Annotated in this window: 16 protein-coding genes; 8 read left to right on the top strand and 8 right to left on the bottom strand. The window is 57.4% G+C overall.

The features are described 5' to 3' along the window. Window positions 1-245: 245 nt before the first annotated feature. Window positions 246-380 (top strand): hypothetical protein, encoded by a 135-nt coding sequence (locus tag VN577_17320; GenBank protein HWR16589.1) that lies wholly within the window; start codon window positions 246-248, stop codon window positions 378-380. A gap of 58 nt (window positions 381-438) precedes the next feature. Next, window positions 439-1,233 carry a hypothetical protein gene (locus VN577_17315; GenBank protein HWR16588.1) on the top strand — a complete coding sequence of 265 codons (795 nt, stop codon included), beginning with the start codon at window positions 439-441 and terminating at the stop codon, window positions 1,231-1,233. Between the two features lie 70 nt (window positions 1,234-1,303). Here the strand turns inward: VN577_17315 and VN577_17310 are convergent, their stop codons facing one another. The 6 genes from VN577_17310 to VN577_17285 all read right to left on the bottom strand — a co-directional run bounded on the left by VN577_17310 (window position 1,304) and on the right by VN577_17285 (window position 7,874). Next, complete coding sequence (locus VN577_17310) at window positions 1,304-1,840, bottom strand: hydrogenase maturation protease (GenBank protein HWR16587.1); 537 nt, start codon at window positions 1,838-1,840, stop codon at window positions 1,304-1,306. Next, window positions 1,837-3,540: a nickel-dependent hydrogenase large subunit gene (locus VN577_17305; GenBank protein ID HWR16586.1), complete on the bottom strand. Its 1,704-nt coding sequence runs from the start codon at window positions 3,538-3,540 to the stop codon at window positions 1,837-1,839. The genes VN577_17310 and VN577_17305 overlap by 4 nt, the downstream gene beginning before the upstream one ends. A gap of 26 nt (window positions 3,541-3,566) precedes the next feature. Next, entirely contained in the window at window positions 3,567-4,838 is a 1,272-nt protein-coding gene (gene hybB / locus VN577_17300; protein ID HWR16585.1) for a Ni/Fe-hydrogenase cytochrome b subunit, read from the bottom strand. Further along, window positions 4,835-5,782 carry a hydrogenase 2 operon protein HybA gene (hybA, locus tag VN577_17295; GenBank protein ID HWR16584.1) on the bottom strand — a complete coding sequence of 316 codons (948 nt, stop codon included), beginning with the start codon at window positions 5,780-5,782 and terminating at the stop codon, window positions 4,835-4,837. The genes hybB and hybA overlap by 4 nt, the downstream gene beginning before the upstream one ends. Before the next feature lie 2 nt (window positions 5,783-5,784). Then, complete coding sequence (locus VN577_17290) at window positions 5,785-6,987, bottom strand: hydrogenase small subunit (protein HWR16583.1); 1,203 nt, start codon at window positions 6,985-6,987, stop codon at window positions 5,785-5,787. A gap of 362 nt (window positions 6,988-7,349) precedes the next feature. Then, the gene (locus VN577_17285; protein HWR16582.1) at window positions 7,350-7,874 is read right to left on the bottom strand and encodes a Crp/Fnr family transcriptional regulator; all 525 of its coding nucleotides are present in this window, start codon (window positions 7,872-7,874) and stop codon (window positions 7,350-7,352) included. Between the two features lie 101 nt (window positions 7,875-7,975). On the opposite strand from VN577_17285, the gene VN577_17280 reads away from it, so the two are divergent. Then, on the top strand, window positions 7,976-8,533 hold the full coding sequence (locus tag VN577_17280; protein ID HWR16581.1) for a hemerythrin domain-containing protein: 558 nt from the start codon (window positions 7,976-7,978) through the stop codon (window positions 8,531-8,533). 55 nt (window positions 8,534-8,588) lie between these two features. Here VN577_17280 and VN577_17275 read toward each other — a convergent pair whose 3' ends face one another. Next, window positions 8,589-8,852, bottom strand: a complete 264-nt coding sequence (locus VN577_17275) for a hypothetical protein (GenBank protein ID HWR16580.1) — start codon at window positions 8,850-8,852, stop codon at window positions 8,589-8,591. Between the two features lie 263 nt (window positions 8,853-9,115). On the opposite strand from VN577_17275, the gene VN577_17270 reads away from it, so the two are divergent. The 5 genes from VN577_17270 (at window position 9,116) to VN577_17250 (ending at window position 12,901) form a co-directional block, all read left to right on the top strand. After that, the gene (locus VN577_17270; GenBank protein HWR16579.1) at window positions 9,116-10,327 is read left to right on the top strand and encodes a DUF763 domain-containing protein; all 1,212 of its coding nucleotides are present in this window, start codon (window positions 9,116-9,118) and stop codon (window positions 10,325-10,327) included. Between the two features lie 42 nt (window positions 10,328-10,369). Beyond that, window positions 10,370-10,501, top strand: coding sequence for a hypothetical protein (locus tag VN577_17265; protein ID HWR16578.1), 132 nt, complete (start codon window positions 10,370-10,372; stop codon window positions 10,499-10,501). A 214-nt stretch (window positions 10,502-10,715) separates the two neighbouring features. Then, window positions 10,716-11,000, top strand: coding sequence for a PGPGW domain-containing protein (locus tag VN577_17260; GenBank protein HWR16577.1), 285 nt, complete (start codon window positions 10,716-10,718; stop codon window positions 10,998-11,000). An 8-nt stretch (window positions 11,001-11,008) separates the two neighbouring features. Beyond that, window positions 11,009-12,373, top strand: coding sequence for a DUF58 domain-containing protein (locus VN577_17255; GenBank protein HWR16576.1), 1,365 nt, complete (start codon window positions 11,009-11,011; stop codon window positions 12,371-12,373). 99 nt (window positions 12,374-12,472) lie between these two features. Beyond that, window positions 12,473-12,901: a CBS domain-containing protein gene (locus VN577_17250; GenBank protein ID HWR16575.1), complete on the top strand. Its 429-nt coding sequence runs from the start codon at window positions 12,473-12,475 to the stop codon at window positions 12,899-12,901. Window positions 12,902-12,950: 49 nt separating this feature from the next. Here VN577_17250 and VN577_17245 read toward each other — a convergent pair whose 3' ends face one another. Then, the gene (locus tag VN577_17245) at window positions 12,951-13,685 is read right to left on the bottom strand and encodes a methyltransferase domain-containing protein (GenBank protein ID HWR16574.1); all 735 of its coding nucleotides are present in this window, start codon (window positions 13,683-13,685) and stop codon (window positions 12,951-12,953) included. Window positions 13,686-13,713: the final 28 nt, after the last annotated feature.

Raw genomic sequence — 13,713 nt, 5'->3', positions numbered from 1 at the left:
GAAGAGTTCAGACCCGCATGCGACCGAGTTGCCGATCAGCAACCGAGCAACGCCATTCGAACTCAAGCGGACAGTGCATTGAGACCGTTTTTTCCTGTGCCTCCGGTTCGAGCACCTATGTTCTACGGTCGCATCGCAACCCGATATTTTCAGCCGCGGGGTGCGACCGAAAACCTTCGTTACCTTGCCGATCACGATATGGTGCCTGATTCTTCTCCTGCGCAAACAGCGCAGGAGACAGTCAGATGACAAAACGCTTGTTCGTAATTGCCGCAACCCTGGTACTTTCCGCAACGGTGATGCTGAGTTCCACCCGGTCCTCAAACGTTCCGGTGACGGCCGCTCCGCCCATCTGTCCACCCGAGATCTGCCCTCAGTAACGGGGCTCGTGCAAGCTCGTGATACATTGGGTCGCAAGAGAGCTCTTGCGGCCCTTGCATGAAGGCATTCATTCCCATCCAAACCTACCTGGCTCTTGTCGTGAACATAGGGCTGTTCCTGGCGCTCGCAACAATTTTGAGGAGGCCGGAACATCGGCGTGATTTTCCAGCGTTCAGCGCATTCATTCTCTTCAAGGTCATCAGCGAATCTGTCCTGCTACTCGCAACTGTTTTCTTAAGCATCAGGTTCTATTTCTATGCGTACTGGCTTGGCCAATTATTCACTTTCGCGCTGCTGTTCTGTGTGGTTCACGAGGTGTTTGACTCCGTCACCGACCGTGCCAGATGGTTGCCACGCAGCATGAAACTGACTTTGATCCGAATGGCCACCTGCATTTCGGCGGTGTTTGTCGCGGCGTCATTGCACCTGACCTCCAATGGCCCATTTCCAATCATGGAAGGTCTTATCGGAATGCAACGCGGTCTCGGGATGGCGGTGTTCGGATTTATGGCGGTGACGATCATGTTCTCCCGTTCCTACTCCGTTCCCTGGCAGGAACGCGACACCGGGATCGCGGTCGGCATCGTCGCGGCATTTGCCTTTCAAACCTTCTGGCCCAGGGTTTCGGCTTTCCTGTTCGGCGCACCTCAACAGAAGATGTATATGCAGGTCGTTCCGGTTTTTGACACCGTGGCGCTCATCATCTGGATTTATTCGTTCTGGCATGCAAACAAGTCGGTGGACGTCGGGGACGAACCAGCGCCGGGGAAATTACGGTTAGTGAAGGACCGCAAAAATGGCTGCTCCGGATTGGCGGATCCGGAGTTTCGTCCGACCAGATCGCTCGCATAAACTCGCTGGAAATTGAAAAAGCCCACTTGGGGTGGGCTCTTGTTGCCTTCCTTACGTTGAGGAAGTCTTGCTAGTCCGCTGCGACTTCGGCGGGGGTATCCCACCAAATGGCGGGCGCAGACGGATTCTCTTTCTTTCTAAAACTGACTCCCAGCTTTGCCGCCTGACGGAGAACTTCTTCCATCGCGGCAGGTATGGCTTGTCTGACTTCGTCGCTCAGTCCCTGATAGAAGTTGCACTGCTTAGCCGTAACACCGACCAGCACCGCTTCTTTGGGCCCGATACCGGTGAACTCGGCTCGCAACATCATTTCGGCGAGCGCGGGCGAATGCGGATCGGTACGAACGGGAACGCCGTTTTTGACGATGTCCTGTTTCGTGTAGACGGTGATGGTGCCAGGGACCTTGCGATTTTCGACGGCATCGATGATGAGGATGGTCTCGCTTCCCTCGAGGTGATCGGGGAAATCGAGGACGGGAGTTCCGAGATCCGCGACGCGAGCGCCCTCGAAGTCGTACTCGGCTTCGAGGATGCGCGCGATGTGGGGACCGATGGAGTCGTCGCCCATCAGGATATTGCCGATGCCGGCGATGGTGATTGGGTTCACAGCACCTTCACCTGCGAGAGGTTGTTGCCCTCAGGATCGAAGGTGTGAACGGCGCAGGCCATGCACGGGTCGAACGAGTGGATGGTCCGCAGGACTTCGAGCGGCATTTCCGGATTCGCGATCGGGTTGTGCATCAGCGAAGCTTCGTACGGGCCGGGAACGTTGTTCTCGTCGCGCGGCGCGGCGTTCCAGGTGGTAGGAACCACGGCCTGATAGTTGTCGATCTTGCCGTTTTTCACCACGACCCAGTGCGACAAGGTGCCGCGAGGAGCTTCGTGCGTGCCCACGCCTTCGACAGTTCCGCTCGGGAATTGCGGCGGGATGTGAATGGCGGTGTCACCCTTGCCGATGTTGTTGACCAGCAGTTCCCAATGCTTGGCGGCCACTTCGGAGAGCATCGCGGTACGGATGCAGCGCGCGACGTGGCGTCCGAGTGAGGACTGCAGATCGTTCACGGTGATTTTGCGTCCGGCGACGGAGGAGATGCGGTCGAGAGCGGCATCGGTCCACTTGCGAGTGAGCGCGTGCCCCTGTGCGTATCCGACGAGAATCTGCGCCAGCGGACCAACCTGGGCGGGCTTGCCGTTGAAACGCGGTGCCTTGACCCAGGTGTACTTGTTGTCGGCTTGCCAATCGGTGAAATGCGGTTCGGTTTCACCCTTCCACGGATGCAGCGAATTCTTGCTGTTGTCGTAGTACGCGTGGGTGGTGTCTTCGGTGACGGCGTCGCGGAAGATCGGGTCAGCAGCCGTCTTGAAGGCCTTGATGGTCGACAGGTCGCCACCGCTGATGTAGCCACCGGGGAGGTCGTACGCCTGACGCTTGCTGTCGAGCGGAAGATCGGGCACGGCGAGGTAGTTTTGAACTCCGGCACCGTACTTGAACCAGTCGGCATACATGCCGGCGATGGCCGTGGCGTCCGGCACATAAACCTGCTGCACGAACTGGACGACTTCGTCGAGCAGGTTCTTGATCACGCCGAGGCGGTCCATGTTCAAGGTGGCCAGACTGTCGAGGTTGATGGCATTGGCTACGCCACCGACGGTGAGGTTCTGGATGTGCGGCGTCTTGGAGCCGAGCATACCGACGACCTGGTTCGCCTTGCGCTGATACTCGAGGGCCTGGAGGTAATGCGAGAAGGCGAGCAGGTTGACTTCTGGGCTGAGGCGCATCGCGGGATGTCCCCAGTAGCCGTTGGCGAAGATGCCGAGTTGGCCGCTGGCTGCGACGGCGAGAACCTTGTCCTTCGCGGCTTTGAACTCGTTCTTCGAGTTGCGGGTCCAGGGAGAAAGGCTCTCGGCCAGGGCCGAGGTCTTGGCGGGATCGGCTTTGGGAATGGTGAGCACGTCGACCCAATCGAGCGCTGACAGGTGGTAGAAGTGCACCATGTGATCGTGAAGCGCATGCGCAATCAGGATGAGATTGCGGATGTACTGCGCATTGAGGGGGATTTCGAGGTTGAGCGCGTCTTCGACGGAACGCACGCTCGCCATGGCGTGAACCGTGGTGCAAACACCGCAGAAGCGTTGGGTAAAGAGCCAGGCTTCGCGCGGATCGCGGCCTTGCAGGATCCGTTCAATGCCACGCCACATGGTCGCCGAGGCCCAAGCTTTAGAGACGGCCCCGTTGTCCACCTCAACATCGATGCGGAGGTGTCCTTCGATTCGGCTGATCGGGTCAATCGTGATGCGTTTCGTCATAAGTCAGCGCCAATCTATGAGAAGTATTAGTCGGTAAAACTTGGTGCTGCGTCGTTCACGGGAACGCCGCGTTGGTGAAGCTTGTTCATACTTTCCTCGCGAGCTTCCATCTGGAACCAAAGTGCATTCGGCGCCGGAAGAATGGCGAGGAGTTTGACCGCCAGGCTGAAGCCCGCGATCGCCAGAGCTACGAACCCAAGGGAGATCAGCAGTTCCAGAGCGGACGGGAAATAAAACGCCCCGGGCTTCGCCTGGAAGGCGAGCGTGGTGGGGTTGAACCGGTACAGCAATCCGCCTACGCCGACCAGCACGTGAGCATGGAACATAAGCCGCGCATCACGCATCTTGGCTGAGTCGATGAGCATGTAGAGCGCGACGAGCAGGAATGCCATCTCCATCCAGAACAGTCCGGCGTAAATATCCAGCGCGAAGGCCAGCTTGATGCGGCCACTGATGATGAGATCGAGAAGCCGGAACAAGCTCCAGGTGCCGATCAGCCATGCGCCCAGGCGGTTCAACTCGACGAGCACGTCCATGTCATAGGGGCGCTTCCACATCAGCGAGCAGAACAGAAGGGTTCCGGCCACACAGCAGACGCCTAGGAACGCCGCTGCCCAAACGTATAGCAAGGGCAGGAAGGGGGACTGCCAGAGTCCGTGGACGCGGTCGCCGCCGAGCAGCATGAGAGCGCCGAGTGACGACTGGTGCATGGCGGGAAGAATGTAAGCGAGCGCAACGATGAAGGGATAGAACTTCACCATGATGCGTTCGCACTTCTCGACGAACTGGCGCGTTTCGGGCTTGTAACGATGGAAGTACTCGAGGACCGGAGGAACGTTCTCCAGGAACAGCGGCAACATCGCGTATGCCGGCATGCAGAACATCACTTCCAGCAGCGGCGAATGCGGATTCCAGTTCCAGGGCGTAAACAGCCAGATGATGTTCCACGGACGGCCCACATCAATACCAATCAGGATGAGACCAGAAAGGTACGCGAGGAAACTGGTCAGCAAGGCGATGCGCATGACCGAGTGCAGCTTGCTCTTCTTGAAAAGCCATGCAGAGATGCCAATGGCAAACGCTCCGGAACCGAGGCCGGTGAGCGTCATGACATTGAAGGTCTTCCAGATGCCCCAGGCATAGGCGTCGTTCATGCCGCTGACAGGGCCGAGACCGGCAACTTCTCTATACAGGGTGATGATGACCGCAACGGTTCCCAAACCCAGCAGAGCCTTGAAGGGCTTGGTCCAGATGGGCACGTTAAAGACGGGGACTGCTCTTTCCCAACGATCGATCATAGCTGCGGCCTCAATCCGGTTTTCTTCTGCTCTTCTTCCATGTGGTGCTTGTGCTCTTTCCAGTTACCGCGGATGACACCCACCATGGTCACGTAGAGGACGGTGGGAACCACCAGGTAGGAGTAGAGCTTCCGCTGCCACTTCATGTATTTCGAGGGGACCGATTCGTTACCCATCTCGGGCAGACCGATCTTTTCGAACGGAACGTGCGAGAGATAAAGGACCTGTGTACCGCCGGCATCGGAATCTCCGTAAACGCGATCCTGGTAGTACTTGCCGGGGTGCTCGGCGACGCGCTTCTTGGCTTCGGCCAACAGTTGCTCACGTGTGCCGAAGATGACGGCGTGGGTCGGACAGACATTCGTGCATGCGGGCTGCTTCCCTGCCGCCAAGCGCTCCTGGCAGAACTCGCATTTCACGACCTTCGGATTCATGCCCATCCACTCGAATTTCGGAACATGGAAGGGGCAGGAAATCTCGCAGTAGCGGCAGCCCATGCACTTGGAGCCGTTCCACGAAACGATGCCAGTATCCTGATTCTTGGTGAGCGCGAAGAACGAGCAGCCGGCGACGCAGGTCGGATCCACGCAATGCATGCACTGCTGCTTTACGTAGGAATACGCGCTGTTGGTGGCGGCGGGCTTGTACAGCTTGATGATGTTCTTCGTAAAGGCGTTGAGGTCAGGAGGGGCCTGGTGCAATCCGCCACTGAGGGAGGTGTCAGGCTTAAGCTGATTCGCTTCGGCGCACGCGGCGACGCAAGACTTGCAGCCGACGCAACGCGTGGTGTCGTACAACATGGAGACGGCATTCTTCGGAGCTACCTTGACTTCGTCCGAAGCGTGCGCCTCACCCGGCAGGGCGATGGTGGTCAAACCGACCGCCGCTGCCGAGGCCGTGCCCGTCGAGAGCTTTTGCAGGGCTTTCCGGCGCGTGATGTCCATGATTACTGGCCTCCCGCTTTCGCAGAATTGGATTTATCGGAGGGATCCTCTGGGCCCTGGGTCTCCTTACTGCTGGGAAGCTTCTGTGCTGCCATCCACGCCGCGGTTCCGAGACCGCCTGCAACCGCACCTGCAACCGCCGCCGCTGCAACACCGATGGAACCGACGCGAGCATTGATCAGAGGATAGGTTTCAGGAGGCGTTACGGTGTGGAGGTCGATGGTCTGGAAGATCGGCACGCGGAAGGCAACCGCCTTCTCAGTACATCCGACGCAGGGCGCGCCGATGCCGATCGGCCAAACATCCGGTGTTTCATTAAAGTGACGGGTGGAGCAGCCGGCGTGCGTAGCCGGACCTTTGCAGCCCATCTTGTACAGGCACCAGCCTTGACGGTGACCTTCATCGCCGAACTCCTTCACGAAGCGGCCGGCGTCGAAGTGGGCGCGACGGGGGCAGTGGTCGTGGATGAGGCGGTCATAGGCGAACTTGGGACGACCGTACTGGTCGAGAGCAGGAAGTTTGCCGAGGGTGACGAATTCGAGGACAACGCCAAGCAGGTTGTACGGATTCGGCGGGCATCCGGGGAGATTGACGACAGGCTTGTCGGTGATGATCTGGTCGATGCCGACGGCGCCAGTCGGGTTCGGGTCGGCTGAAGGAACTCCTCCCCAGGACGCGCAAGAACCCATGGAAACGACAGCGGCGGCCTTGGAGGCGATTTCCTTGAGGCGATCAACGCCTTTCACGCCAGCCAGCGTCAGGTACTGACCGCCATCCTTTAGAGGCACCGAGCCTTCGCAAACGAGGATGAACTTGCCGGCATTGGCTTCCGCGGCATCCTTCAACGACTTCTCTGCCTGGTAGCCGGAGGCCGCCATGAGCGTTTCGTGATAGTCGAGGGAGATTACGTTGAGGATGAGGTCGGCAACATCGGGGGCGGAAGTACGAAGCAGGGTTTCCGAACAACCGGTACAGTCCTGGAAGTGCAACCAGATTACCGAGGGGCGTTTCGCCTTGGCGACGGTATTGGCAAGTTGCTCAACCGACTTCGCCTTTTCGGTCAGGGCCAGGCCCATCGGGGCGGCGGCCATCAACATACCGCAAAGGGTTACGAAATCGCGGCGGGAAACACCGCTTTGTTTAAGGTGGGAGCCGATAGTGTCGTCGGCCAGCTTGTCCTTTTTAATGACTGCGTCAGTAGGCATTCAGCGCGCTCCCCGAAGGGGTAAATTGCAGATCCGCTAGAGCTCGCCCCACGTTCGAACAGTTGTTCGGATTTGTGGCGACCATCATGTTTTCGCCTACCCGCTTCTCACGGGTAAGTGACAAAAGTCACTACTCAGCGTGATAGGGCGCGGACTCGCTCGCTATCCAAGGAAGGCTTGAAACTGATTGCACCGCAAACTATGCAGCTACTGAAACGCGCTACTGTAGCTTGGTTACGGCCTACAGTGAGGGATTTAAGCAAGCGGAAACGGACCGCAAATCGGGCCGCGAGAAGATGAAAATCTCTTTTGTGGGCCGTGGTGTTGTGATTTTCATCACCACACCAGAGGTCTTTCCGAGTCTACGGAAGCGGCGTGGTGTTTTGCAGTTCACCGATGCGCTGGCGAAGCGCTTGAATCTCCCGACTAAGGAGCTGAACCATCTGGAATCCGAGTTCGGGATGTTCCGTCATCAGGGCCGCCACGCGCTCCGAGGGAACGAAAAGCACCTGGCTCTCTTCCAGAAGTTCCGCTGACAGGCTGTAGATCCCCTTGGAGAGCGTTCCGGGGACTCCGAGGAGCGAACCGGGACCGACACTACGGTCCAAGGCACCGGGCACGCTCAGGCGCACCGACCCGGTTCTGAGGAGGAACAATCCACGGGCCTTCTGTCCGCGCTCAAACAGGATCGTGTGCTCCGGATGGCTTAACGTCGAACCGTAGCCAGCGAGGCTGCTGGCCAGTTCCAGTGGTGCAAGAAAGGAATCGTCTCGTTTCAATTCGGTATACATAGTCGTTCTCGAGCGAACCTCACGTCCGCCACTCACTTGAGGATATTGGGAGTACTCACATTCGGCTGTGATGTGCATCACATGGTCGACGGACATACCCTTACTTCATCGCGGGAGACAGAATTCCTCGATTTTCGGCGTAATCCGAGGACTTTTGTCACACCCCAACAAACTCGTGACACGATAGAATTGTTGACATGCCAGTCCAGATTGGTGCTTCCACACACAGTTTTACCGAACCGACAGGATTACTTTCCGACTGCCACCGGCGGGTGGAGATGTTCATGGGTGCGTTGCAGGGAGTAGCAAAAACGTGCGATCAGCCACTTACGAGCGACACACGGCGTTCACTGGAGTTAGCCCTGCGCTATTTCCGCGAAGCCGCTCCTAAACACACCGCGGATGAAGAGGAGTCGTTATTCCCTGTGTTGCGGAATATGGACGATGCCGACGTAAAACAGGCTTTAGAAAAGATCGAGGGGCTTGAGGTAGACCATCGCTGGGCAGAACCGCTGCACGAGAAGGTGGATGCGATTGGGAACGAGTACCTTTCGAAGGGTGAGCTGACGCCAAATGAAGCGGAAGAGTTCCGCACAGCGATTACTCAGTTGGCGGAGATGTACGCGCGGCACATCGAGGTAGAAGACAGAGACGTGTTCCCGGTCGCTGCCAAGAAGCTCTCTGCGGAGCAAAAACACAAAATTGGGTTGGAGATGGCCAACCGCAGAAGCGTGAAGTTAACAACGAACCTGTAGATGTCGCCGAGTTAGGTGAGTCTCGGCCGACAGTCCGTGTCGGCCGAGACAGCCCCTAGGCTGCCCAACTGCTCCGTGAGTCAGACCCGTGCTGCTTCACCATCTTGTTGTAATTGCCCATGATCAGGAAAGGCGCAGCCCACTGTCCTACGAAGAGAGCCCAGTCGTCTTTCTCCAGGATCTTCAGGACCGCCGAAGCGGCCATCGATCCGAGTGCCAGGCCGAGAAAAACACTCGATGGCACCTTTGATGTTTGTGTCTCAATTGCTCCGGTGTAACGATCCTCGAATTCGCCGCTGGTTCTGGTTCTGGTATCCATGCATTCTCCTTGATGATGTTGTCCTGTTGAATAGAGGGAAGATGCGATGGCACCGACGTATGCCGCCATGGAATCGAAAGCTCGTGGGGAGAATCGCAAGCAGTTGACAGACCAGAAAATTCGCATGCGCAACTGAACAGTAATGAAAAACATACGGTCCACTTGCGTTGAAGCTTGTGACTGCAACAGCGGTTTGTGCGGGAACTCATAGCCTAACGCCACCCCGGCAAAGCGCGTGAGAACGCAATAAAATAGAGATATCTATGAAACGCTCCGGTTCAGCTGATCTGCCCCTGCACGGTGGACGTGTTCCTGCGTGGCTGGCGGAACGGATGACGCAGCTTGGCGCCGGCATCTGCGAGAGCGTTCTTCATCACTATGGATCGGCCGAGCTGCTAAGTCGCCTTAGCGATCCGTTCTGGTTCCAGGCGCTTGGTTCGGTGATGGGGATGGACTGGCATTCCTCCGGGATTACGACGTCGGTTGTTGGCGCGTTGAAACGCGGCTTGAATCCGCGTTCGGATGAGTTGGGCATTTATATCTGCGGCGGACGCGGGAAGCATTCACGTAAAACTCCAGCTGAACTGGCGGACATATCGAGTCGGATCGGACTCAACGGCGATGAATTGGTCCGCGCCAGCCGGTTAACAGCACGCGTCGACAACAACGCGATTGCCGACGGATTCCAGTTGTACCTACATTCATTCATCCTCGCGAGGGACGGCGAGTGGGCAGTCGTGCAGCAAGGTATGAACGAAACAACAGCGATGGCACGGCGCTACCACTGGCACTCCGCGTCGGTCCGCGATTTCGTGACAGAGCCTCACACGGCGATCATCGGCGAAAACCAGGGTACCATCATGAACCTGGTGGACCATCGCGCGAAAGCTGCGCAAGGCGCCATGCTCACGACTGTCCATGAGGATCCCGGGAAGACGCTAGACGAGGTACGTCGGTTAAGAATGCCGAGGCATCACGACGTCCGAGAAGCCGACGTTGACTTGAAACGGCTCGGGGCGGTGCTGGCCGTCGCCTACGAGAAGGACCTACGAGATTTCGCGTCGTTGCTGCTCCTTGAAAAACTCGGTCCGAGGACTTTGCAGTCATTGGCGTTGATCGCCGAAGTTGTTCACGGAGCGCCCAGCCGATTTTCCGATCCCGCCCGATTCTCATTTGCGCTTGGCGGGAAGGATCGACATCCCTTTCCGGTGCCGCTGAAGACGTACGACGAGTCCATTCAGTTGATGCGCCGTTCACTGGAATCGGCCAAATTGGGGAACTCCGAAAAAACAGATGCTTTCCGACGGCTCGACCGCTTCGTTCGCAATGTTGAAAAGCGCCTAGAGCCGAACGCGGACCTCAAGAAACTCGTGGCGCACGAAAACGAAATCTCTCCCTCGCTGGACGGACGGAGCGTGTTCGACGACAAACGAAAGCCCTCGCCCCGCAACAACAAGCAGATGAAACTGTTCTGATTCCTAAGTCTTTGATCCGGATCTGCTCCGGGGCCGCGGATTGTGCCGTCCGTAGATAAACAGCAGGGCAAGAAATACGAAGATAGGGATGCTGACGCCGACGTGTCCGATGGAGTGCAGGTAAGGAACAACGAAGATGGCGACCAGGGCGGCAGCAGCCAGGACCAGCAGTAAGAATGTATAGTTCCCTCTCATGGTCACAAGTTTGATGCGCAAAAGCATGTGACTGCACCCGAATCGAACCACGTGCGGTGAATCCTGCTGACCTGTGTTCCTTATCGGAAAGAGCCGGTCCGCTGCTCTGTTCAGAGCATCATCGCCCCAGAGCAGCAGGTTTTTATTTGGTGTGCATGGGATACTCGGGCGCCTATGCTTTAACATCGACGTGGTGAAACAGCGTCTAAAAAGGATCGGCCTCATCACAGTTGGCTGGGCGTTCATTGTGCTCGGCATCGCAGGACTCTTCCTTCCCGTCCTGCAAGGGATCCTGTTCCTGCTGGTTGGACTGTTGATACTTTCCACGGAATACGCGTGGGCTCATAATCTTCTGCAGAATTTGCGCAGGCGATTTCCAAGGATTGCCGCGCAAATGGACCTGGCGAAGCAAAAGGCGGACCGCTGGATCCATAGGAACAGAGACAAGAATCCCGAACCGCAATGCAGGAACGACTGAAATCCGTTTTGAGCGAGTTGGACCGAGAAGCCTGGGTACGGTTTTTCGGTGCGCTTCTCGGATTGCTGGTAGCGTTCGCTGCCGCGGTCTTCTCCTCGGTTTATTCGCAACAGGGCAATGTCATAGCGACGGGCATTCTGGCTTCCATAGCTCTAATCGTGGCCGGGTGGGTAGGGCTGACCACCGTGCCTTACTTAGCGAAACGGGTGACCATTTCGCGAGTTCGTGACGCTCTGGATTACGACGTCACGCGCGAAGGGATCTTCTACATGGCATTGGTGTTGATCGTAGGAGTGGCCGCGCTCAACACGGGCAACAACCTGCTGTTCATCATCGTTTCCGCGATGCTCGCCGCTATCGTTGTTTCCGGTATCACATCGGCGGCGATGCTACATCGGTTGGAGATTGACGTCGGCCTGCCAGATCATGTGTTCGCGAACGATAGCGTTCTCGGGCGAGTGACGGTACGGAATACGTCGTCGCTGTGGCCGGCATTCTCGGTAAGCGTGGTTCCGCCGAAAGTCAGACCTGCGAAGACGAAGTGGGTACTGCACCAGTCGCTGTTCCGGTTTCCGCCAAAGGCTCCGCCTGAAAAGCAATGGCTGAAGATTCCCGATCTCTACTTGAGCCGCGTTATTGTTCCGGAAGTACGAGCCGACATTCTGCAGGAGCCGGTTTATTCTCCTTACATTCCGGCGAAAACCGCGGCAGTTGGTGAAGTGGAACTTCGGTTCCGGCAGCGCGGAAAGTTCGTACAGGACGGCTTTGGCATCTCGACGAAATTCCCTTTCTCGTTCCTCGCCAAAACCCGTCGTGTGGCATTGGCACGGGAGTTGATTGTCTACCCGGCGGTGGAGCCCACAGACGAACTGTTCCAGGTGCTGCCGATGATCACGGGTGAATTCGAGGCGTTCGTTGCAGGACGCGGATACGACCTTTACCGGATTCGCGAGTATCTACCCGAAGATTCGGCCCGGCATGTGGACTGGAAATCGACCGCCAAGACCGGCGCTCTGAAGGTCCGGGAGTTCACTCGCGAAGACGAGCGCAAGTTGCGGATCGTATTCGATAACCCTGCTCCTGAAGCCGTGAAGCCGGAGCAGTATGAACGGTACGTGGCGTTGGCAGCGTCACTGGGTTGGCACTTCTCGGGAGAGAACACTCAACTGACGTTTGTGGCGGGCCAGACATTCCGGTCAGGAGACATATACGAATTCCTGAGCTACCTGGCCCTGGTGGAACCCAAAGCAGGCACGTCGGTGCTGGAATCCCTCCAGGTTTCAGACGACTACAACGTAATATTTACCGCGCGTCCGAGGGGGAGCATTCCTACGGGGCTCTGGAATTCCTCGTACTTCATCTTTTTCGAGTAGCAACCACTTCCCTCTAAGTGTCACAAGGCATATACTCACCGCCCCCGAGCATCCATGCTCAGGGCAGGCCTTTACCACCAGACTTTCGAGAGGATGGCAATGGAACAAATTTTCGACCTGGTGAAGAACCGGGAAGTCTATTTCGTCGATACCGGCCGAACGATCCTGGACACGGTCCGTTACATGGTGGAGCGAAACATTGGCGCGGTCGCCGTCGTTGTGGGGGACGAACTTGTCGGCATCTTTAGCGAGCGCGACCTGATGAAGAGGGTTGTGAGCGAGGCCCGCGATCCTGCCGCAACAATGATCAAAGACGTAATGACGGAGGATCCGCTGGTGGTGTCGCCACATGAGCGGATTGACGAATGCATGAGGTTGATGAAGGAACACAACTTCCGGCATCTTCCGGTTTGCGACGGGCGCAAGTTGAAAGGACTGATCTCGCTGCGCGACCTGATTGTCCACGACCTGGAGCAGAAAGACGGGGAGAATCAGGTGATGCGAGCGTACATTTCGCAGGCGTCTTAACGAAAGCTTTACCTACTCTGGGGCGCCCCGCGCGGGCGCCTTCCCGTTTTCAGATTACTTCAATTGCGCGCGGCATGCTCTTCACGTTTGGCTTTTCGGCCATGAGCAATAAGGCGCCGATTCGCTTGAAATCACGTAATTCGGCGGCGTTCTTGAACGACTTCCCGGAATAGGTGTCGGGCGTCGGAGTGTCGTCGGGAATGCGAACTGCACGAACGTTCTCGAAGGCGTGAGCTTTCAGCAGTTCCACGTATTCCGCTTCGGATCGAACCTGCACTGGGACTTTCAACTCGTCCACCCATCGCAGCGAGTAGTGGTTGTCCTTGTAAAGGTTGATCAGGATGAACAGCTTCCCGTGCGGCGCCATGACTCGGAATAACTCGGCGAGCGCGAGTTCCTGGTCAGGGTAGTAGTAGAAGCTCTCGACGGAGAGTACCTTGTCGAAGAAGTTTTCTTCCCAGGGGATCCGGTCGGCCGAGCCCCAGATGTACATGGTGTTGTCGATGTCTTGGGACTGCCCGCGGGCGAGTCGGATCATTTCGTCGGATACATCGACTCCTATCACCTGCCCGGAGCCTGACGGGCCATTGGCAACCAGGCGCGCGAGCAAGCGAGTGGCCCAGCCGGTACCGCAGCCGAGGTCGAGTACCCGGTCGCCGGGCCGGAGATCCATTAGGCGGACGGTCTGCTCCGTGATGAAGAGATGGTGACTTTCCATGCCTTCGCCACGGCCGTCTTCTGCCCAGCGGTTGAATTCCTGGCGGAGTATTTCGTCAGGGGTCATGGGAGAATGATAAATGCGGCAGGGAAAA

The organism is Terriglobales bacterium (assembly GCA_035561515.1).
Lineage (GTDB): Bacteria > Acidobacteriota > Terriglobia > Terriglobales > Acidobacteriaceae > DATMXP01.
This window is presented reverse-complemented; position numbering and strand designations above follow the sequence as displayed.